Source organism: Allofrancisella frigidaquae, from assembly GCF_012222825.1.
In the GTDB taxonomy this organism is placed as follows: Bacteria; Pseudomonadota; Gammaproteobacteria; order Francisellales; family Francisellaceae; genus Francisella; species Francisella frigidaquae.
The window spans coordinates 219,562-242,655 of sequence record NZ_CP038017.1 but is presented as its reverse complement, the minus strand read 5'-3'; the positions used below and the strand labels follow the sequence as shown (position 1 = coordinate 242,655).

The following is a 23,094-nucleotide window of genomic DNA, read 5'->3' as shown; positions in this document are numbered from 1 at the left end:
TATAAAACTAATAATAAAATTTAAAATTCTTTATAATAATTAATAACTAAGACATATATGATAAATTTAAAGCCATGTCCACTAATAACAAAAGAGAAAGTTCAATATTAGGTTTTTTAGCAATATCTTTTGCTAGTTTCTTTATGATACTAATGCTAGTTATATCGCTGCTTGGGTTTTATCAAATCAAATATCAAAATGACGCTTTTGCTGATGATCAGTTAAAAATTACTGCTCAAATAATAGAAACAATATTACATAAATACCCTATAGATAAACAAAAAAATTATTCTAAAAACATTTTAGATGATATCTCAAAATCATTTATAGATATTAAAAGTTATAGTGAAAACATAGGATTTACAATTTATGATCGAAAGAAGAAAAAAATTATTCTAAAAACAAGTAATCTTCCTGTTTTTAAAAAAGGCTATCGAGATATTTCTCTGACTGTTGGTTATGAATGGCTATATACAAATAAAAACGAAAAACACCAATGGTATACTTATACACTAGCAGCAGACGATAACAGGTATTTTATTACAGTTTTTGCAAGCCACCATGTGAAAGATAAACTAACTCGACAAGCATTTCTTAGACTTACATTATTATCTATTATAACTTATATAGCCTTGATTATTTTTACTTATTATATACTACACATAGCTTTACAACCGTTAAAACGTATAAATAATAACGTCTCGAAAATTAATCCGCGTAAAAATGAAAAACTTCAAGAAAACATCGTTCCCCATGAAATAAAATCTGTTATAGAACAAATAAATTCTCTGATTGAAAAGTTCCATCAAACCATTGAAAGAGAGAAAAAATTCTCTGGAGATGCTGCTCATGAGCTTAAAACCCCTATTTCTGGCATTAAAACTTTAGTAGAAATAGCTTTAGCCTCAGATGATATTAGCGAAATCAAACAAAAACTAAGAAGAATCAGAAACTCTGCCGATAGATATTCACATATTATAGATCAATTACTTATACTAAGTAGGATTCAACCCGATGAGCAAGTAATATTTGCAAAAAAACTACTCGTTAATAAAGTTCTAGAAACTTTTATTGCTGAAAGCGCAATCAAAGCTATAGAGAAAAATATTGAAATATCTTTTTACCCATCTGAACAAGAACTTTACTGTTATAGCAACGAGTATCTTTTAGGCATCTTGTTCAAAAATTTACTATCAAATGCCATAAAATATACTAAAAATGGTGGTCATGTAGAAATAAGATCCTTTGAAAAAAATTCTAACGTTATAATTGAGGTTAAAGATAATGGTATAGGAGTACCTCCAGAAAATATAAATAGAATATTTGATAGGTTCTATCGAGAAGTTGGCACTGGTGAGGAAGGTAGTGGTTTAGGATTAGCTATTGTTACAGAGATTGTTAGGTTGCATAATGGTAAGATTTTTGCTAAAAACAATACTGATCAAAAAGGTATAACTATTACTGTTAAAATACCTATGGATCACAAATTAGAAGACTAAATGTATCTCTCTATAGCTTTTTGTATTTCTAGGTCCTCAAAAATAAACCCTAAAGATCCTAGTTTCATAGGTTTGATGTTTTGACTTGACAATAATAACTCCTTTCCCATTTGACCAAACATAATCTTTACTATAGTCGTAGGTATTTTGATAATATATTTTTTAGCTAGATATTTTCTTAGGAGCTCAGCTAACAGCTTATGCTGACATGCATTTGGTGCGGTTAAGTTAAAGGTCTCTTTAGCAGCTAATTTATTAGCTATTATAAACTGAATCGCTCGTGACAAATCATAAGCGCTTATCCAGCTCATGTAGTTATGACCATCTCCAAAAATGGCTAAAAAGCCAAACTTAGCTGGCAGTGCTATTTTCTCAAGCACACCTCCATTACCAATAACAACCCCAAAGCGCAGAATAGTGTATCTTTTTAATTGAGAATCAACTAAGCATTTTTCCCACTGATCAACAACTTCTTGACCAAAATTAAGCTTATCATAACGCCTATCATGACTATCTTCATCTTGTGGTAATTTAGAAAAATTATAATAACCAATCGCACTAGCATTTATTAACCAAATATTTTTATTACCTATTAACTCTATAAGTTTATTTGTTGGCCCAACACGGCTTGATATTATTTTCTTTTTAACTTTTTTACTCCAGCGTTTTTGTCCAATATTATAACCACATAGATTTATAACGATATCGTAATTAATAATATTATTTTCTGTCAATTGCTGCCAAGTTATAAGATGTTTATAGTTACCTAAAGTTTGTTTTTCTGTCCTAGTTAAAAGAGTTAGCTCGTGCATACTACTTAGATATTTAGATAACTCTGTACCAACAAAGCCTGAACCTCCTGCGATTAAGATTCTCATAACATTTCTCCAAAACTTTCTATTTAGTTGTTATGCTTTATATTATATTGACAGAAACATATTAAATAACATTACATTTTATTAATCTTACCGTGATAGTATTGAGAATACCACTAAGATATGCCAAGCTTAACAATGTAATGTTATTCAAGATCATTCTCCCAGCTAAAAAACTAATTATAAAACTTGGATAACAAAATTAGTTTAATAAAACAACAATAAAGAGGTTTTTTTATGTACTGGGTCGAAATTCTATCAAGGATACAATTTGCATTTACAGTTAGCTTCCATATTTTATTTCCTGCCTTTAGCATTGGTTTATCGACTTTTTTAATGATTTTTGAAGCTTTGTGGCTGATTACAAAAAATAACACGTACTTGTCTATAGTGAAATTCTGGACAAAAATATTTGCTCTGACATTTGGTATGGGAGTTGTTTCAGGAATCGTTATGGAGTTTCAACTAGGTGCCAACTGGGCAGGCTTTGCTCAAAAAGTTGGACCGGTGTTGGGATCGCTATTTACCTATGAAGTTTTAACAGCCTTTTTTATTGAAGCTGGAGCTTTAGGTATAATGATTTTTGGATGGAACAAAATAAATAAATACGCCCACTTTGCAGCAAACTTTACAATTTTTGTTGGAGTCACACTATCAGCATTTTGGATTTTATCTGCTAATTCATGGATGCAAACGCCTGATGGAATTAAGTACGCAAATGGACAATTTAATGTTTACAGTTGGCACCATGTTATATTTAACCCATCAGTAGTACCTAGATTTATACATATGCTTTTAGCATCATATTTAAGTACATTATTGGTTACTCTAGGTGTTGGTTGTTATTATATATTAAAAGAGAAGTTTCACTCATTTGCTAAAACTTGTATTAAATTTTCTGTGGTTTCAATTTTAATCCTTAGCATAAGCCAACTCTTTGTAGGCGACGAGGTTGGTCTTAAAGTTCATGAACACCAACCACTAAAAACAGCTGCTATGGAAGGCATTTGGGATACTCAAAAAGGTGCGCCTCTTGTGTTATTTGCGTATCCAAGTGAGTCCCAAGAGAAAAATCTATTCACTATAGAAATTCCTAAATTAGCATCTCTTATAAATACCCATAACTTAAATGGTGAAATGCTTGGATTAAAATCTGTAGATAAAAAAGATAGACCTTTAGTTGCTGTTGTATTCTACAGTTTTAGAATAATGGTTGGTATAGGCTTACTTATGATTTTAATTGGTTTAGTTGGCTCTATTCTGTTGTTCAAGCAAAAAATATATAAAAATAAATGGTTCCTAAGTATTTGTACTCTGTCAACTCCCCTTGGTTTTGTTGCTATAATTACAGGATGGTTTACTGCTGAATTTGGTAGGCAACCATGGGTTGTTTACGGAATAATTAAAACACAGTATTCTGTAAGCGATATTAGCTTTTTACAAGTCTTTAGCTCATTGGCATCGATAATTATTGTTTATTTTATTATATTTGGATATTTCTATTTTAAGTACCTACTTAAGATAATTAAAAGTGGGCCAAATACCATTGGAAATGAACGTATGCCTTACTCATACTTCCAATCTGTTGAAAAAAATATTAAAGGTGAGGAGTAACATGGATTTAGGATTAATTTGGTTATTTATAATCGCTTTTGGATTATTGTTATACGTGGTCTTAGATGGTTTTGCATTAGGTATGGCAGCTCTTTTTCCTTTTTTATCACAAAAGCAAAGAGATATCGCTACAAGTGTATTACTGCCAACTTGGGATGGCAACCAAACTTGGCTAGTTTTTTCTTTAGCTTGCTTCTATGGCATGTTCCCTTCTGCTTTTGCATATATCTTTCCAAAAATATATTTACCCGCAACTCTTCTAGTGGTAATGTTGCTTTTCAGAGGTATTTGTTTTGAATTTAGACTGAAATCTTCAGCTGCAGGAATCAAGAATTGGGATTATTTATTTTTTATTTCATCTTTAGCTGCTGCATTTCTACAAGGTTATATAGTAGGAGATCTTATTGTAGGTTATCCAAAAAATACTATCACCAGTGGTATAAGCTTTGGGATCATTACAGGTTTAACACTAATGGTAGGCTATATGCTTTTAGGTGCTACACGATTAATTTTAAAAACAGAAGATGAACTATTAGCAAAAGCAAAATTTCTAGCAAAAAGGCTAGCTTTTTGTCTAATTATTTTAATGTTACTAATAGGAGTAACAACCCCTTTTTATACTCTACTACCTTTGAATAATATTTATAAAACCCCTATTTTAATAACTTTTTTTATACTAACGATTATTGGTTTTATTTTTCTATTTAAAAATTTCAATAGCAAATATCATGCTCTGCCTTATTGGATTACAGTTGCGATATTTGTATTTACTTATGCGAGTATGCTTACTCTTATCTTTCCTTTCATAATACCTTATAAAATAACTTATATAGAATCGCAAGCTAACAATACTACTCTGTTATTCACTTTAATACCTGCAACTATCATGATTCCTTTGTTACTTTTATATACTAGCTACGCTTATTACGTATTTAGGGGTAAAACCAAAGAAAAACTTGACTATTAATTTGACCTAGCACTTTAAACAATATCTTTTATTTAGTCTACCTCACAATTATATATTTAGCTGCTTCTTCTGGTGTAATTGCTCCAGCCTTAAGAAGATTCTCAATACTCTGCTCCATAGTAGACATACCCTTAGATGTACCAGTCTGCAAAGCGGTATAGATCTGGGGAAGCTTGTTTTCTTTGATCATATTTCTAATACCAGAATTAGACACTAGCACTTCATAAGCTGCGACACGCCCCCCACCTTTTCGTTTAAGCAACCTTTGAGAAATAACTAATTGTAAAGATTCCGCTAACATATTTCTAACAAGTTCTTGCTCAGCTGGTGGGAATACTGATATAACCCTATCTACTGTTTTTATTGCAGACATTGTATGTAAAGTACCTAAGACTAAATGCCCTGTTTCAGCTGCTTCTAAAGCTAAACGGATAGTTTCTAAATCACGCATTTCACCAACAAGTATACAATCTGGATCCTCTCTAAGCGCTGATTTTAAAGCAGCATTAAAGCTTTTTGTATCTCTTTTGACTTCACGTTGGTTTATCAATGCTCTTTGGCTAACATGTACAAATTCTACTGGATCTTCAATAGTCAGAATATGAGCATCTTCATTGTGATTTATCTCATTGACTAATGCCGCTAATGTACTACTTTTACCAGAACCAGTGGGACCTGTTACTAAAATTAAACCTCCTCTTTTTGCTTGAACTTCTTTGAGTACCTTTGGAGCACCAAACTGATCAAGTGTTGGGATAGTATTTTCTAAACGGCGTAACACAGTTCCATAACCACGATTGTGAAAAAATGCATTTACCCTAAATCTAGCATCATTTTCTTTATCATCTATCGAAAAATCGCATTCGTAAGTATTTATTAACTCATCTTTTTGGTCATCTGTCATTATTTCCAACAGCATTTGAGAGATCATTTTGTCATTAAGGGTAGGTGATGACTCTATATCTATCAAGTCACCATCTACTCTGTATTTGGCCTTACAACCAGATGATAAATGTAAATCTGAAGCTTTCTTTTGCACACAGAGAGTAAGGAGTTTTTTTATCATGTTTATTTATATTTATAGAATTAGTTATAGTATGTAAACTTTACCATTATTAAAGAATAAAAAAAATAGAGAAACAATAATCTCATGAAACCACAAGTACACAGCTGCCAGGTTATATCACGAAAACTAAGTTTTCAAAACTCTAAATACCGGGACGTTTTATTACTTTCTCTACTGCTCTTTTAAAGAAATTAATCTTTCTAACATTTGTGACATACCTATTAAAAATTCTTCGCACTCCTTAGTGTTCTTACCAACCGTTTCTTCAATTGGTCCAGAGACACTTAGAATATCTTTGCGAAAGAGCTCTATAGTTTCTTCTGTACCTATATAAATAGCCTCATATAAACATTTAGCTGCAAGTAAGCATTTTGAGTGAATTGAAATCATATTATCAACATCATGAAGAATTGCTGCTCGAACCTTAGGATATAAGGTTTCAAAATCATAAGGGATTTCTAAAGGGTAAGTAAACGAATCTTCAACAGTTGTTATATTTCTGATATCAAAAAGTCGAATAGCTGTTTCATATTGCTCAATTAACTTTTTTTCCATAAAATCTTCAGGAGTGGTTTTACTCATAAAATTATTACTTTTTGGTTTTCTTGTAGGACTAATAGGTGCATTCATATATTCAACACAGTAATAGTCATATATAATATGACATTGTGCAGAATATATAAAAATTTTCTGTTTTTCAAATTCTTTTTCAAATTCCTTATTTATTAGTAAAGAATGTTGTGACCATAACTCCCATTGCATAAGCTTAAAAGCAAAATTTTCTTTTTTATTCATAGCTAAAAAATGCAAATTCTTTTTTGGAAGTTATTACAATTATATATAGAGTTTAGAGAAAGGCAGAAATTTTCTACCTAAATAATTTTTTAAAAAAATTAGCCATTTTTGCAAAGATACAACCTGATTCTGTATCACAAGAGCTATCAGAACTTACTGGAGTTTTATCCATCATATCTTTAAGTACTGTCTGCAAAATACCACCATTTTTTAGATAATCGACATCAACATCAGCATCTAGTCTAGCTAAAGCCTCAAATGTTGTTGTATGCGCAGTACTTGGATGTACAGCTTCTACTACAACTCTTTGACGTGGCTTAATATCATTTAATTTTTTAATATTAAACATCTCCGTACCATCTAAACCTAAAGTTTTAGCATTTTGACCATCTACATATTCAAGTGGTAAAACACCCATACCAACCAGATTTGAGCGATGAATTCTCTCGTAGCTTTCTGCTATAACTGCTTTTACCCCTAATAGGAATGTACCTTTAGCAGCCCAGTCACGAGACGAACCAGTACCATACTCTTTCCCAGCTAATATTACTAATGGTATACCTTTTTGTTTGTATTTCATTGCGGCATCAAACACATACTGTTGAGAACCATCTAAGTGATACTTAGTAAAACCGCCTTCTACACCGTCTAGCAATAAGTTACGGATACGGATATTTGCAAAAGTACCTCTCATCATAACTTCATGATTACCACGACGTGAGCCATAGGAGTTAAAATCTTTTTTGTCCACTCCATGTGATTTCAGGTATTGACCTGCTGGGTATTCTTCTGGAATATTACCTGCTGGTGATATATGGTCTGTAGTTACAGAATCACCTAACATTAGAAGAGTTCTAGCACCTTTAATATCTAAATCGTCATTACCTTCAGCAAATTTCTCAAAGAAGTTAGGGCATTGGATATAAGTGGATGATTTATCAAACTCATATAGTTTACCTGTAGGTACCTGAAGTTCTTGCCAATCTTTTGTGCCATCAAGTACCGTTGCATATGCTTTTTTAAACATATCAGAGTTAACCACATCTGCTTGTATAGATGCAATCTCTTCTGTAGTTGGCCAAATATCAGCTAAAAATACATCGTTACCATCAGCATCTTGACCAATAGGGTCTTCTACTGGGTCAAAGTCTACTGTACCTGCTAAAGCGTATGCAACCACATGTATAGGTGATGCTAAATAGTTGGCTTTCACATGCGGGTTTATACGGCCCTCAAAATTACGGTTACCTGAACTTACAGAAGCTACAACTAAATCAGCTTCATTTATAGCATTAACAACAGGCTCATCTAATGGTCCTGAGTTACCAATACAAGTTGTACAACCATAACCAACTAGATTAAAGCCTAAGTTTTCAAGCTCTGGTAATAAACCTGCTTTCTCAAGATATTGAGTAACAACTTGGGACCCAGGAGCTAACGATGTTTTTACAAATGGTTTAACTTTTAGACCTTTTTCATTTGCTTTTTTAGCCAGTAAACCCGCACCTAAAAGTAGTGATGGATTAGAAGTATTAGTACAAGAAGTAATAGCAGCTATAGCAAGTGAACCATGAGTTATAGTTTCACCTAAACCTTTTACTTCAGTTGCTTTTTGTAATTTTTCTTCAGTTAGCCCAAAACCATGTAAACCTTGTTTATGTACTAAAGCTTCTCTAAAAGCTTTTTTCATATCATGGAAAGCCACTCTATCTTGAGGTCTCTTAGGACCTGCTAGATTAGACTCCACATCTGATAAATTTATCTCGACTATACTAGAATACTCAGGCTCTTCAGCTGAATTTTCTCTAAACAAAAGTTGCTCTTTGTACATTTGACGAGCAGCATCAACAAGCTCACTACGGTTAGTATTGTTAAAGAAGTCTAAAGTTACTTCATCAACTGGGAAGAAACCTATAGTAGCACCATACTCAGGAGCCATATTTGCAATTGTAGCTCTATCTGGTAAAGATAAACTTTCTAAACCTTGACCGTAATATTCTACAAACTTACCTACTACACCATGTTTTCTAAGCACTTCGGTAACCTTAAGTACCAAATCAGTAGCGGTAACACCAGTTTTTAGTTTGCCAATAAGCTTAACCCCTACCACATCTGGTAGTACCATATAGTATGGTTGACCAAGCATAACAGCTTCAGCCTCAATACCACCAACTCCCCAACCTACTACACCAACACCATTGATCATAGTAGTATGTGAGTCTGTACCAACTAACGTATCAGGGTAGATTACAGCTTCACCATCAATATTTTTAACTAAAGCTCCTTTTGCAAGATACTCTAGGTTAACTTGGTGAATAATACCCATTCCTGGTGGTATTACAACAAAATCATTAAACGCTGTTTGTGCCCACTTAAGTAAGCTGTATCTTTCACCATTTCTTTCAAACTCTTTAGCTACGTTTTGAGCTAAAGCTGTTTTTGTACCATAAAAATCTACTTGTACTGAATGATCAATAACCATTGCTGTATCTACAAGAGGGTTAATTTTATCAGCATCACCACCTGCATCTTTGATAGCCTTTCTCATCGCAGCTAAATCAACTACTGCTGGTACACCTGTGAAATCTTGCATAACCACTCTAGCTGGCATATGAGGAATCTCTGGCCTAGACTCTGCTTTTGCAGCCCAATCTAAAACCTTATGCAGGTCATATTCTTTTACTTTATAACCATCTATATTTCTTAACTGGTTTTCAAGTAACACCCTGATTGAGTAAGGAAGACGAGAAATATCTTTGCCTAACTCTTGACCAAGTTTCTTTAAGCTATATAGCGAATATTTTTTGCCTTTATCCTCTATTTGTAGCTTAGTGATATTTTTAATATCAGACATGCCTTTTAACCTCCGTAGATACTAATTAATTTTTGTAAAATACGAATATATTTTAACCTGTTAATAAAGGTTTGTATATAAATAAGATTTTATTGATATCTGATTTATCAAATACTTGAAAGCCTATTGCTTAAATAAATTATTTCTTACCTTTTAAAGCTTTTAGTAACTTAATTATATATAAACCTTGGGCATAAATAAGACTTATACCATGTGACATCTATTGATTGGTTGTAATTACTCAAATCATCAACGTGTATTGCTTCTAAACCAAGCTAAAACCTTGTATCATATTTTAAAAATATCATTTTAAGCAGAGTAAAAAATGTACGATAAAGACAGTAGAAATGTTATTTTACTAGCAGGGATTGGAGCAATATTAGAGTTTTTTGACTTTGTGCTATACATGATTTTCTCTAAAGAAATATCAGCAACTTTTTTTGCACAAATTCATAATCCAACAATTAAATCTTTTTTAACTATTTTAATATTTTCAATAGCTTATTTAGTAAGACCTTTTGCCGGAACTATCCTTGGTATAGTTGGTGATTTAATTGGACGTAGAAGACTTTTATTATTTACAATACTACTTATGGGTAGTTGCTCATTATGTATGGGCTTAATGCCAGGGTATGCACAGTGGGGGCTGTTTGCAAGCTTTGCTTTTGTAGCTTTACGTATAATGCAAGGGATCGCTTTAGGTGGTGAATTACCTGGGGCATATGTAATAGTTTATGAATCTGTCAAAGGCAAAATAGGCTTTGCTACTGCAATATTGTTTACGTTTGTAACTGGTGGCTTTCTGTTTTCTGATTTTGTTGGATTTGCCTTGGAGTATGTTTTTGGAAATTATGGATGGAGAGCAGGATTTATAATTGGTGGCTTATTAGGTTTTATAGGATATTATGTGCGTAGAAATCTACATGAAACTCCAGCGTTTGAAAACATCGATAATCAAAAAAGACATTCTTTTGGATCTTTAATATCTACTTATAGAGCAAATCTGTTTGCTGGGATTTGTGTAGTTATTACAGTAGCGTTTGGTGGTGTAATGCTAACATTATATATGCATAAATTTGTTGAAGACATCTTACCTAGTTATAATTCTGGACAGATATCTTTGATTTTGATACCTAGTGTTTTAACACTTACTTGCTTTACTTTCTGTTTTGGATTTTTGTCAGATAAATTAGGCATTGCTAAAATGTTTACAGTAGGTGCTAGTCTTATAGTTATTTGTGCTTTACCAGTATTTTATTTAATGAGTTACTTTGGTACAACCTTTTCTATAATTTTAGCTTCGGTAGCTATCATGCTATGCTATACTTTAGTCGCAGCTACATTTATATTTTTATTATGTGATCTTTTCCCAACAGATGTAAGGCTTTCTGGAGTTGGGATTAGTTACAACCTAGCTTTTGCAATAGTTGGGGGTATAGCGCCTTTAGTAAGCACTACTATTATTGCTACGACCAAATATCACTTTTTAGGACCATCAATAGTCGGATTAGTTTGTGGCGTAATCGGACTAGTTGGAGTATTCATATATTTTAAAAAAGGTGGTTACTATAAATATAATAAAGATATAGTCGTCAAGCTTTAAAAAAATACGAACCAATATGTGACTGTTATAATATAACTAAAACATAGTTGCCAAAGTTATACTTTTAAAATCAACTCTACTTCTTTAGTAAAGATAAATCTAACCTACCTTTCTTAAATGGCGGGCACCAAAGATAATTAGTTTCAATAATTTTAGAAAACTTAAACACCCCGTCTAGTACACCATCATCACCGCCAAGCATATTCCACATTTGTAGGTTAAAAGATCTAAATGATAGAGCAAAACCTGAAAACATAAATCCGCCATTTAAGTGATCATCCGACCATGGCATAGATTTTCTAAGGATTTGAGCTTCTGGGGAAAAGTTTTCTTTTGCTGATCTTTTGACATGAGCAAAGTCTTTTAAATTTTCAAATTGATGTGAATCATCTAAAGACCTTCCTACACATTCTTCCTTTTCAGATTGACTTACACTAACTAACCAATCAAAATCATGTAACCATTGTTGCAAGACCCAAAAGCTTGAGCCTTCTAATTTACCATCTGTCACTATTGCAGCAGGCACAACCTCACCACCTTTAGGATTTTCTATGCCATCCTCAAACCCTGAAAGATCATACTTACCGCGATATGTATAACTTGATACTACTTTTTTTAGCTTAAAAAAATCCTTAAGTGCTTTTCTAACGGCTATCGCATGGTGAAATAATTCTCCTCTATCATCTACCCTTAACCACAACACCAAATCATGTCCACTGTGGTCTGACATTTTATCACTATCAAACGTAGCTTTTTGAAAGTCTAAATCTTTAGGTAGATCAAACTTAACTAGAAGCTCATTACCAAAACCTGCAACTATAGATTGACCATCAACAAATTTTTGCAGAATTTTCAAACCAAACTCAACCTCACTACCAGCATTTAGATCAAACATCATAAATAATGCTGATGAAGGAAGTCTATCTACAATCCCTAATTGATACTTAAGTATCTCCACAATTTTACCTTATAAATAATCCCTATTTACCGGTATAATATAAATAACAACTCAAAAACGCTACAACCAATGATAAAAAAACAGGCTTTTTATTTTTTAATAATAGGTGCTTTAGCTTCTTTAGTAAACTTTATACTGGTTTTTATAATTGTACATTTAAATATTACTAAACCACTTATTGCTAACTTTTTTGCTTATTTAATAGCTTTTAATGTGAGTTATTTTGGTCATAGATACCTCACTTTTTCTACTACAACACAATCTCATAAAAAAGCTGCTTCACAATTTTTTATAAATGCTCTAATAGGTCTAGCTTTAAATGAAGGAATATATTATATATTCTTACATATACTTCATATTCAATATCTAATTGCTTTATTTATAACTATGCTGCTTGTTGCAATCTATACTTTTATTGTAAGTAAATTTTTAATCTTTAAAGCCTAAACCTAGAAGGATAAAGCCCCTCTTATGTCTAACATAAATAGTCAAATTAGCATATATATTCATTTTCCTTGGTGCGTGCGTAAATGTCCTTACTGTGACTTTAATTCACATGCTATTAAAGATGACCTTTACCTATCTGAAAACTACTATAAAAAACTCATAGCTGATTTTGAGTACCATATAAACGATATTCAAGATAGAGAGATTATTAGTATATTTATTGGAGGTGGTACACCTTCTTTATTTAAGCCAAAATATCTAAGCAAAGTTTTAGAGCATATTAAATCACACTCAAAACTAAGTCAAAACTGTGAAATAACTCTTGAAATGAATCCTGGAACTGTTGAAAGAGGCTCTATACAAAGTTACCAAGAGATAGGGATAAATAGAATATCTTTAGGTGTGCAAAGCTTCCAAGATGACAAACTCAAAACTCTAGGTAGAATCCACAATTGCACAAATGTGTACTCCACTATAGAGGAAATCCACCAATCTAAAATTACTAACTTTAACATTGATATAATGCATGGCTTACCCGACCAAAGTATAGAAGATGGTATATTTGATATATCTCAAGCTATAGCCATGCAACCTACGCATATTTCTTGGTATCAGTTAACTATAGAACCAAATACACTATTTGCAGCAAAACCTCCTATACTTCCAGACGAAACAACTTTAGAAAAAATAGAAATATTAGGTAAACAATTACTAGAAGAAGCAGGCTTTAGACAATATGAAGTTTCAGCTTATGCAAGAAATGATTTAAATTCTGTACATAATACTAACTACTGGGAATTTGGTGACTACATCGGTATAGGTGCTGGGTCACATAGTAAGATTACAAACCTTCAAACAAAACAAATTAAACGTATTTGGAAACATAAACATCCCAAAATATACACACAAGCTGACAGTTTTATAAAAGGACAAGACGTAATTTCAAAAGATGATTTAATATATGAATTTATGTTAAATGCACTAAGGTTAAAAAATGGTTTTGGTCTTAAAACCTTTGAACAACAAACTTTTTTAAATAAGAACGATATTGAAAATATATTACAGCTTGGGGTTAATAAAGGTTTATTAGAATCTTCTAATAACCATGTTAAGCCAACAGATAAAGGATATTTATTTTTAAATGATTGTATCAACCTATTTGCCTAATCAAACTTTCTAGCATTTTAAAATAGATTTCTCCTCAATTACAATCTAAAATGTAATTTTAAAAAAATTTATTATTTTGAGTAAACTTATGGAAACCTTTTTTAAACTCAAAGAAAATAACACCTCGATTAAAAAAGAATTTTTAGCTGGGTTAGCCACTTTTCTAGCTATATCTTACATTATAGTTGTTAATCCTAAAATACTTGCTACTACTGGTATGCCAACTAATGCTTTGGTTACCAGCACGGTTTTAATATCTGTTATTGCAAGTATCTCTATGGGGCTATTTACACGCAATCCATTTGTAATAGCTCCTGGCATGGGAATGAACATTTTTTTTGCTTTTACAGCTGTAAAGATATATCACTTACCATGGCAAAGTGTTTTAGGTGCAACTTTTTGGTCTGGAATCATTTTTAGCTTACTTGTGATTCTTAATATCAGAACGAAAATAATGCTTAGTTTACCAAAATCCATAAAACAATCATTAGGTGCTGGTATAGGACTATTTATAGCATATATCGGGCTTATCAATAGTGGCTTTATAACCAGTAATTCTGGTATGCTTGCCTTAGCTGATTTAAATATTCATACTGGATTATTTCTGGTTTGTTTAGTAGCTTTAATAGTTTTATTCATAAAGAAAATACCAGCTCCAATAGTTATCGTTATAATATTTGGCTATATATTAGCTCTACCTTTAGAATATTTTTCTTCTGAAAAAATAATTACTCTACCAAACCAACTTGTAGCTCTACCAGACTTTTCATTACTTGGGCAAATTGATCTTGTTAACGGTCTTAAGTTTGCAATTTTACCTACCATCTTTACTTTTTGCTTTTTAAGTCTATTTGATGGCACTGGGACCATATCTAGTTTGTATAGCAGTATGAATAAAGAACATGACCACAAAGATAAAGAATTAAAGAAAACTTTCCTTGTTGATGCTGCTAGTGCAACAGCAGCAGGATTTATTGGCAGCAGTCCTTCTACCGTCGTTGTAGAGTCAGGTGTAGGTATAGCCCAAGGTGGACGCACAGGATTAACAGCAATATTTGCTGGAATAATATTTTTGCCATTTCTATTTTTATCACCTGTAATAACTTCTATACCGTTAGAAGTAGTTTCTCCCGCATTAGTTTTAATAGGAATAATGATGATGCAACAAGTAGTCAAGGTTGACTGGAATGATTTCGTTCAAGCAACCCCTGCTTTTTTCACAATTTTACTAATGACTTTATCTTCATCAATCTCTACAGGTATTGCTGGTGGGATTTTAGTTTGGTTTTTAGTCTCTCTATTTTGCAATAAAAAAGAATTAAATATTACAGCAAATATTATTGCTATATTCTGCTTGATAATGTTTTTACATGCTATGAATTTTTTTAGCTAAATTCGTCATTATGAAAGATGGGCCTGACCTGAAACTGTATATCAAAATGCCAAAATCTTCAAATTGTAGCTTTCTGATTAATGAAGGTTTTGATCCATACCAAGAGTTTCAAGAACCTCCTAGTAGTAGCCAAATAGTAGATAGCTACTATAATAATACTATGTATGAAAATGAAGATAATTCTCCTTACAATGAAGAATTTTCCCCAGGACATATTAATTATCAAATAGATGTCGCTAAAGAGCCCGACCTTGAGAAAAAACTAAATACCATATATGAAAAATATGCTCATAACGCCTAGCTAAGTCTAAATAATTTGTAAAAGTCTAGAGCTGAGTTTTTTACTATTGATTATCTAACCCCACATCTCTTCATACTCTTTTTTATTCCACCCTGTTCTAGCATAGTTACCATCAATTACTAGTGGCCTTTTAAACAATAGAGCATCTGTTACTAAAAGCTTAAATGCTTCTTCTTCTGATAGCTTGACAAATTTTTCTTTTAGATTCATTTCTGCAAAAAGTTTGCCATTTGAGTTAAATAAATCAATAGTTTCAAAATTGCCTAACTTTTTAATTTGTTGCATTTCTCGCCAAGTAGGCTTCTCTTTTCTTAAATTTACATATTCAACTTTTTTACCCTTTTCCTCAAAAAACTTAAGCGCATTTCTTACACTTGTACAATTATTAATTCCAAAAACTTTTATCATATTCCTCCTCCTACTCAAAAAATATTTCACCCGATTTATATGCCTGTAGAATAATATCTAACTCTTTTTTAGTAACTTTATTAGATAGCTTAGGCAGATTATCCATATCAAAAAACTTAACTTCATTAACTTCAAAATTAGGATTATTCTCTCCACCTATTATTTCCGCTAGAAACACTATACTATAAACGTTATAGATTTCACTTTGAATATGCTTATTGCGGTCTATCAAAGCCAAAAATTTCGTTACTTTTATATCAAATCCAGTCTCTTCTTTAACTTCTTTTATACAAGTTTCAACTGGAGATAAATCTATATCACACCAGCCCCCTGGTATTGTCCATTCATCTGGAGTATCAACATCTTGTGCCATTAAGAGTTTATTATTTTCAAAAATAACAACACGTACTCCCGGTTGAGGCGTTGGATAATATATATCTCGATAAATATTATACGGTTGTACATCAGAGTTAATATACTCATGGAGCATTTTTGTACTTAAGTCTAAAAGCTCATGGTAATTATCCAAAGCATAGGGACATTTTGAGTAAGTTACCCCAGTATGTGATATTGCCTGGACTTTTTTTATAAATTCAAAAATCTTGTCTTTCATCTTCTAACTATCTCAACCAACTGTAAATTTTTATCTTATAACTAATCCTTAATCAACATCATTTTCTGTGGATTGATGGTAATTGTATTCATACATAAGTTACTTTTATTCTAACAACTAAGAAGGTCAAAAAACTTTTGAAATTAGCAATAAAAAGCAAAATTTATGGGTTTGACTTAGTACTTTTAATCTCTGCGATCTTAGCTTTCCAAATTTTAGGCCCCTGCTGGTGTGCAGATACTCCTAATGAATCAACAGCAACTGTAACTGGCATATCTTCTACTTCAAACTCATAAATTGCTTCCATCCCAAGATCTTCAAAAGCCACAACTTTCGCTTTTTTGATAGATTTTGAAATTAGATAAGCCGCTCCACCTACTCCCATAAAATAAATTGCTTTATTTTCTTTGATAGAATCAATAGTTGCCTGACCACGCTCAGATTTACCAATCATTCCCATAATACCAGCTTTTTCTAACATAAATGGAGTAAATTTGTCCATACGTGTAGCTGTTGTTGGACCAGCTGGGCCTACAACCTCATCACCAACAGGATCAACAGGTCCCACATAGTAAATAAACTTATCTTTTAGGCTTACTGGAAATTCTTGGCCAGCTTCATACATGTCTTGCAAACGCTTATGAGCAGCATCACGCCCTGTCAGAATTTTACCACTTAAAAGCACATTATCACCTGATCTTAAATCTTCAATTTGCTCTTTAGTTACAGTATCCAAATTTATTCTCTTAACGTCGAGGTTTTGAGCTTGCTCTATCACAGGCCAATCTTCAAGCTTAGGTGCTGGTAAATCCACAGCTCCTGAGCCATCTAAAACAAAATGCACATGGCGAGTAGCAGCGCAGTTTGGAATAAGAGCTACAGGTTTACAAGCAGCATGTGTTGGGTATTCTTTTATCTTAACGTCAAGCACCGTAGTTAAACCACCTAATCCTTGAGCTCCTATACCTAGTGCATTTACTCGATTATAAATATCTAATCTTAGCTGCTCGGTTTCATTTTGCGGACCATTTTTTATTATATCTTGCATGTTTATTTCTTCACCAAGAGACTCTTTTGCAAGAAGCATTGCTTTTTCTGCAGTACCACCAATACCTATACCGATTATACCTGGAGGACACCAACCTGCTCCCATAGTTGGTAGCATCTCTTCCACCCAATCAATAATGCTATCACTAGGATTTAAAACCTTAAATTTAGATTTAAACTCAGATCCGCCACCTTTTGCAGCAATATCAATTTCAATTTTATCTCCATGCACCATATCAATATGGACAATTGCTGGAGTATTATCTTTGGTGTTTTTTCTAGCGCCGTGTGGCGGAAAAACCATAGATGCTCTAAGAGGATTATGTTCATCAGCATAACCACGACGTACACCTTCGTTTACAAGCTCCGTAATAGTTCTATCCGTTTTATCAAGCTTAGCATCCATACCAACTTTAACAAAAGCACAGACCATCCCCGTATCCTGACAGATAGGACGCTTACCAATAGCTGACATTCTCGAATTTATAAGTATTTGAGCCATAGCATCTTTAGCTGGTTTAGACTCCTCACGTTGATAAGCCTCATACATAGCGTCAACAAAATCTTTCGGATGGTAATAAGAAATATATTGCAATGCGTCTGCAACACTATTGATCAAATCTTCTGCTTTTATAATAGCCATTTAAATAAAACCTCTTTGATTAAAATAAAAAATTTCGATGTCACAAAAAGATTATATCAGCTATCAGCTTTGGTTTTAAGCGGAGCTTTATTTTTTAGATTTATAATATGAGTTTAATAAACTTATCGTATTATAGGCTATCACTATAACTAATAGCCATTGTAACTGCTCTGTTGATAGTGCTGTGACGACATTGAAACCTATAAAAACTCCTATTATACCAAAAATTCCCACTATAAGGGCTTTTTTCAAGGGAATAGCATTATTCACAGTAAATGCAAAGGTTGTTACTGGTTGCTGAATAGCACCTGCTGCAGTCATAATAGGAAAAGCAACAAGAGGTGACATCCCCAGTAAAAAGAGTATAGCCTGAACCAAAGCAAAAAGCCCCACACCAAAACACACCAAAAAACCCGCCACAAACATTCCAATAAAACCTAACACTAGTTTGATACCGGAAAGCTTCATCAAAGTGCCACCTATTGGTAAAAAATTTAGCAATTTACCAAGTAATAGAAATATAACCAAGATAAAAGCAAACATCATTATTAGCCTAATTGTTGCTGTGTTAATTTTTGAGGTAAATATCCCACCTATAAAGCCACCTAAGGTTGTCCCTAACACTAGTACAGTTAATGTTAGTATATCAACATGTAAAACGCCTAGGAAAAATATGGCTTCTATAGCTCCCGGTATTACTTGGGCACCATTAACAAAACCTGGAAGTTCAGCATCTTTTACAAGCTTAAAAGTTTTAGCTATTGCTATATTTACAGCAAAACTTCCAACCCCCACAGTATCTGCTAAAAATGCTATGACCCCAGAACCTGCTAAGATAACACTCTCTTTAAGAGTTGGCGCAGATGCATCATCTTGTTTTATTATAAGCTTATACACCATATACACAGTGCAAAGGATAGAAAGCAAAATAATCAAAGAAATTATAAAGAAATACATAGTCTAACTCTAAAGACTCATAAAGTATGCTAATGCTAATATTTTTTACAAAAATAAACAACTAGATAAATAATTTTTGACATTTTCAAGTTTTGTTCTTCTACTTCAAATTTCACTTAATTTATTCATACGTAGTTCATCTTGAGATTACTAAATGTCTTAGTAAAATTCATAAATTAAGCACAAAAAGTAGGGTTCAAAAATTAACCCGCATATACAGCATATACAATATTATGCAATCCGTCTTTAGTCGGAAAACTATAATCAAAAGATGGTTGACATACATGAGTATTTTGAAAGTTTGGAGCTGGTATATTCTGGCACCTTTGTGCCAAAACTTCCATTCTACTTTTTTTATGTGGACAATTTAATATCCCTGTAGTTATTTTTCTCACAGTATGTATATTTGGATAAGAAAAATGATGCTTCCATAACACTGATCTTGCATGTATTGGCCATGCATCTACAGCAATATCTTCAAAAGAATTGTCTAAAGCAGATACGACCACTAAACAATGTCCAATAGGAGACAAGCTAACTATGAGACTTATTTTCACATTACTACTCAACATATCTTTACATAAACAGTAAGCTATCGCGTTAATATTATCACATGTCCCTGCCTGTGCCTTAAGGGCCCAAGCTGCAGCCCGTAACGGATGTGACTGATTATTGTCAATAATTTTTCGTTTGTTAATATCATAAGTTTTATGATTACCATAGCTCCAAGCTGCCCTTGAGGTAGTTGAACAATTATAAGGGTTATCATGGTAATGATTTTTCTGGTTAGAAGCTCCAAATAGCATCAATGATTTAGTTTTTCTAATTACCTCATCAGCTATTTTTAGTATTTCTAGAGTGTTTGGAGAAATTTTATATACATTGGACTTATTTAACGTTTTATCCACCACGGCTGGGCTGTATGGATTATTTACAATATGAGAAGGATTCTTAGTTTCATGACCTTTGACGTAGTTTATTATATGTGGCTTATTTGTTGGTTTAGCCTCTACACCTGGACCATATGTGTTCTTTAAAATATGAGGTGGGGTGGTGATTTCATGACTTTTAACGTGGTCGATTCTTAGTATACGAAAGTTATAATCATATTTTATTAGTAGCTTGCCACAATTTTTGGTTACGCAATTACAAAATACCTGATTTGTTGGTATATCTCTTGCATATAGATGGGATCCGATCATTGGTAAATTAACAGACATTAAAACATGGCATTTTACACATCTAATTACTGGAGCTTTAGGTAATATTTTCATTATCTTCATATCAATTAATTAAAAAAAACAACCTTGATTAGAATATAGACTAGTTAAAATATAATACACAGTCAATTAATATATGATACCTAGCCTGAAAACAATTAATGTTTAAGCAATTACAAACTGGATATTTTTTGCTTATCCTTGCTATATTAAATGGTCATTTTGAGGTTATTTTTAACATAGTTAGCGCCGTATAATTTCACTTTGCAGCAATCTCTAAATGATTTTAGATGCTAAAAGTATTTATCATAAGAATATAAAGTAAACTACTTACACAAAAAAATACAAACCCAACAATTATAGCATTGATAATATAATCCTTTCTTGACTGGAGCATGCCTTTCCTAAAGCTAAGCCTATACAACACTCTTGCTATTACCACTGTAAACACTAGAGCTATTACTATAGCCAAAACACTTGCTATAACCATAATTAAACATCCACATACGTTATTCTTCGTTTAAACCATCTAGCTACTAGCTGAGGTATTGCTTCAGGATAATCCTGCCTTATTTGCTTAGCTAACCTAGATACCAACTGGTAATTGTCATAGTACTCGTTTATATCAAAAGTTATAAACGTTGATATACCAGACTGTTCCTTACCTAAAATGTCACCTGCTCCACGTATTTCTAAATCTTTTTCTGCTAAATAAAAGCCATCTTGAGATTGACGGATTAAAGATAGTCTTTTTTTACCAATTTCACTAATTTTATCACTATACAAAAGTATACAATAACTTTCTTTTGAGCCTCTACCGACTCTACCTCTTAACTGATGTAATTGTGAAATTCCAAGCCTTTCAGCATTGTCAATTATCATAATACTTGCATTAGGAACATCAACACCAACTTCTATAACCGTTGTTGCAACCAAAACATCGTATTTAGCTGCTTTAAAATCGTTCATAACTTGGATTTTTTCTTTGGACTTCATACTACCATATACTAACCCAACTTTATCATCTCCAAGCTCACCTGTAAGCTCTGCATACAATGTCTTTACATCTTGTAAAAAATCCATACTTTCAGATTCCTCAACAAGCGGACAAACCCAATAAACTTGCTCTTTTCTAGATATTGCTTGCTTTAATTTTGCTATTAAGTCTAATTTTCGTGAACGATTAAGAACGGTAGTAACTATAGGTTTTCTATTTGGTGGCAACTCATCTAATATAGAAAGTTCAAGATTTCCATATAAAGTCATTGCTAAAGTTCTAGGAATAGGGGTTGCTGATATTATAAGCTGATGAGGAGCTATTTTTTTTCCGTTAATGCCTTTTTTAATCAATGCTAACCTTTGCTCAACACCAAATCTATGTTGTTCATCTACAACTACTAGCCCAAGGTTATTATATTCAACACGCTCTTGGAATATAGCATGAGTTCCAACTACAATACAATTTGATAAGTTTTTTATCCTATCTAAACTAGTTTTAGTTTGCTTTGCCGTTAATTTACCTAGCAGCGGTATAACCTCTATCCCAAAATCAGTCAAATAATCTGATAAAAACTTATAGTGTTGCTCTGCCAAAATTTCTGTTGGTGCCATAATCGCAGCTTGATAACCTGATACTGCAGCAGCATACAAAGCTACAGTTGCAACTATAGTTTTACCAGCTCCAACATCTCCTTGTAATAGCCTTATCATTGTATTTGCTTTTCTAATATCAACTAAAATTTGCTTGATCGCTTTCTCTTGAGCATTAGTTAAACTATATGGCAATTTATTATAGAACTTCTCTACATCACCATCCTTTAAAGTAAGCTTAGGAGATAAAGTTTTTGAAAGATCTTTTTTTATATTTTCTTCGGCTAACTTATAAGCTAACATCTCTTCAAATTTAATAGAATACCTTGCTTTTGATAAATAGCGTTCATCTATAGTATCTGTTAGAGCATGGAGATAATATAAAGCATCAGTAAGCTTCATCAAACTATATGATTTTAGATAGGTTTGTGGAATTAAATCTTTTATTTGACTATCTTGCAAAATTTTGGTGATTATATTAGCTATTACTCTATCTGGTACTTTTTTTAGTCCATAAACTGCAGATAGTTTCTGCTCAAGTAAACATTTACCTTCTTTTATTACTGACCATTCTGGATGAATCATTTGGAAATCTTGTGATACATCTATTTTACCATAACACCTTACATACTGTGCGTTTTCTAGCATAGCAATTTGGTTTGGGTAAAATTTAAACAAAATCACAGAGCAAACACCTGTACCATCATTAATCAAAAAGCGTAAAAATTTCTTTCCTGTTTTTTTATAAGTAACATTTGTGATTCTACCTTCAATAACACTTTTTTTATCTACTACGAGATTTTTGATAGAAGTTATAAACCTAGTATCTTTATAAACTTTTGGAAAAACAAATAATAAATCCTCTGGCTGGTACAAGCTGTTTTTAGCCAAAGCCTTTATAGTAGCATCACCAACCCCTAAAAAATCTAGAAATTTCATCAAATTTTCTCTAACTAAATCCTTCTTTTGCTCAAACTTATTCTATCATTTTAAAAGCCCAATAAACAAAGCATTTGCCAAATTACATGATTACTGTTAAATTAGTCCTACTAACAATATTTTAGAACTACATAAAAA

Annotated in this window: 20 protein-coding genes; 8 read left to right on the top strand and 12 right to left on the bottom strand. The window is 32.4% G+C overall.

Going from position 1 to position 23,094, the window contains the following annotated elements:
• The first annotated feature begins 74 nt into the window (after positions 1–74).
• The gene (locus tag E3E15_RS01080; protein WP_172106272.1) at positions 75–1,499 is read left to right on the top strand and encodes a sensor histidine kinase; all 1,425 of its coding nucleotides are present in this window, start codon (positions 75–77) and stop codon (positions 1,497–1,499) included.
• Here E3E15_RS01080 and E3E15_RS01075 read toward each other — a convergent pair.
• Positions 1,496–2,377 carry a TIGR01777 family oxidoreductase gene (locus E3E15_RS01075; RefSeq protein WP_172106271.1) on the bottom strand — a complete coding sequence of 294 codons (882 nt, stop codon included), beginning with the start codon at positions 2,375–2,377 and terminating at the stop codon, positions 1,496–1,498. The genes E3E15_RS01080 and E3E15_RS01075 overlap by 4 nt on opposite strands.
• A gap of 234 nt (positions 2,378–2,611) precedes the next feature.
• On the opposite strand from E3E15_RS01075, the gene E3E15_RS01070 reads away from it, so the two are divergent.
• Together E3E15_RS01070 and E3E15_RS01065 are read left to right on the top strand one after the other, a co-directional pair.
• A complete protein-coding gene (locus E3E15_RS01070) occupies positions 2,612–3,988 on the top strand; it encodes a cytochrome ubiquinol oxidase subunit I (RefSeq protein WP_172106270.1) in 1,377 nt (458 codons plus the stop codon).
• A gap of 1 nt (position 3,989) precedes the next feature.
• On the top strand, positions 3,990–4,955 hold the full coding sequence (locus E3E15_RS01065; RefSeq protein ID WP_172106269.1) for a cytochrome d ubiquinol oxidase subunit II: 966 nt from the start codon (positions 3,990–3,992) through the stop codon (positions 4,953–4,955).
• Positions 4,956–4,992: 37 nt separating this feature from the next.
• Here E3E15_RS01065 and E3E15_RS01060 read toward each other — a convergent pair whose 3' ends face one another.
• From E3E15_RS01060 to acnA, 3 genes are all read right to left on the bottom strand, one after another.
• The gene (locus E3E15_RS01060; protein WP_172106268.1) at positions 4,993–6,021 is read right to left on the bottom strand and encodes a type IV pilus twitching motility protein PilT; all 1,029 of its coding nucleotides are present in this window, start codon (positions 6,019–6,021) and stop codon (positions 4,993–4,995) included.
• Positions 6,022–6,192: 171 nt separating this feature from the next.
• Positions 6,193–6,816, bottom strand: a complete 624-nt coding sequence (locus tag E3E15_RS01055) for a hypothetical protein (RefSeq protein WP_172106267.1) — start codon at positions 6,814–6,816, stop codon at positions 6,193–6,195.
• Positions 6,817–6,889: 73 nt separating this feature from the next.
• Positions 6,890–9,670 (bottom strand): aconitate hydratase AcnA, encoded by a 2,781-nt coding sequence (gene acnA, locus E3E15_RS01050; protein WP_172106266.1) that lies wholly within the window; start codon positions 9,668–9,670, stop codon positions 6,890–6,892.
• 325 nt (positions 9,671–9,995) lie between these two features.
• Here acnA and E3E15_RS01045 point away from each other — a divergent pair, with 325 nt between their 5' ends.
• Complete coding sequence (locus E3E15_RS01045) at positions 9,996–11,273, top strand: MFS transporter (protein WP_172106265.1); 1,278 nt, start codon at positions 9,996–9,998, stop codon at positions 11,271–11,273.
• Positions 11,274–11,349: 76 nt separating this feature from the next.
• On the opposite strand, the gene E3E15_RS01040 is transcribed toward E3E15_RS01045, so the two are convergent.
• Entirely contained in the window at positions 11,350–12,231 is an 882-nt protein-coding gene (locus E3E15_RS01040) for a Dyp-type peroxidase (protein ID WP_172106264.1), read from the bottom strand.
• Between the two features lie 69 nt (positions 12,232–12,300).
• On the opposite strand from E3E15_RS01040, the gene E3E15_RS01035 reads away from it, so the two are divergent.
• From E3E15_RS01035 to E3E15_RS01020, 4 genes are all read left to right on the top strand, one after another.
• Positions 12,301–12,678 carry a GtrA family protein gene (locus E3E15_RS01035; protein ID WP_172106263.1) on the top strand — a complete coding sequence of 126 codons (378 nt, stop codon included), beginning with the start codon at positions 12,301–12,303 and terminating at the stop codon, positions 12,676–12,678.
• 24 nt (positions 12,679–12,702) lie between these two features.
• Complete coding sequence (gene hemW / locus E3E15_RS01030) at positions 12,703–13,845, top strand: radical SAM family heme chaperone HemW (RefSeq protein ID WP_172106262.1); 1,143 nt, start codon at positions 12,703–12,705, stop codon at positions 13,843–13,845.
• A 73-nt stretch (positions 13,846–13,918) separates the two neighbouring features.
• Positions 13,919–15,238, top strand: a complete 1,320-nt coding sequence (locus E3E15_RS01025; protein ID WP_155960895.1) for an NCS2 family permease — start codon at positions 13,919–13,921, stop codon at positions 15,236–15,238.
• Between the two features lie 10 nt (positions 15,239–15,248).
• Positions 15,249–15,539 (top strand): hypothetical protein, encoded by a 291-nt coding sequence (locus E3E15_RS01020; RefSeq protein ID WP_172106261.1) that lies wholly within the window; start codon positions 15,249–15,251, stop codon positions 15,537–15,539.
• 54 nt (positions 15,540–15,593) lie between these two features.
• Here E3E15_RS01020 and E3E15_RS01015 read toward each other — a convergent pair whose 3' ends face one another.
• From E3E15_RS01015 to E3E15_RS00985, 7 genes are all read right to left on the bottom strand, one after another.
• On the bottom strand, positions 15,594–15,947 hold the full coding sequence (locus tag E3E15_RS01015; RefSeq protein WP_035720929.1) for an arsenate reductase family protein: 354 nt from the start codon (positions 15,945–15,947) through the stop codon (positions 15,594–15,596).
• A 10-nt stretch (positions 15,948–15,957) separates the two neighbouring features.
• Positions 15,958–16,560 (bottom strand): NUDIX hydrolase N-terminal domain-containing protein, encoded by a 603-nt coding sequence (locus E3E15_RS01010; protein WP_035720928.1) that lies wholly within the window; start codon positions 16,558–16,560, stop codon positions 15,958–15,960.
• A 163-nt stretch (positions 16,561–16,723) separates the two neighbouring features.
• Positions 16,724–18,250 carry a fumarate hydratase gene (locus E3E15_RS01005; RefSeq protein WP_172106260.1) on the bottom strand — a complete coding sequence of 509 codons (1,527 nt, stop codon included), beginning with the start codon at positions 18,248–18,250 and terminating at the stop codon, positions 16,724–16,726.
• Between the two features lie 87 nt (positions 18,251–18,337).
• The gene (locus E3E15_RS01000; protein WP_209451680.1) at positions 18,338–19,207 is read right to left on the bottom strand and encodes a sulfite exporter TauE/SafE family protein; all 870 of its coding nucleotides are present in this window, start codon (positions 19,205–19,207) and stop codon (positions 18,338–18,340) included.
• A gap of 203 nt (positions 19,208–19,410) precedes the next feature.
• Positions 19,411–20,490 carry a hypothetical protein gene (locus tag E3E15_RS00995; protein WP_172106259.1) on the bottom strand — a complete coding sequence of 360 codons (1,080 nt, stop codon included), beginning with the start codon at positions 20,488–20,490 and terminating at the stop codon, positions 19,411–19,413.
• Between the two features lie 223 nt (positions 20,491–20,713).
• The gene (locus E3E15_RS00990; RefSeq protein WP_172106258.1) at positions 20,714–20,917 is read right to left on the bottom strand and encodes a hypothetical protein; all 204 of its coding nucleotides are present in this window, start codon (positions 20,915–20,917) and stop codon (positions 20,714–20,716) included.
• Positions 20,918–20,919: 2 nt separating this feature from the next.
• Entirely contained in the window at positions 20,920–22,956 is a 2,037-nt protein-coding gene (locus E3E15_RS00985; protein WP_035720920.1) for an ATP-dependent DNA helicase RecG, read from the bottom strand.
• Positions 22,957–23,094: the final 138 nt, after the last annotated feature.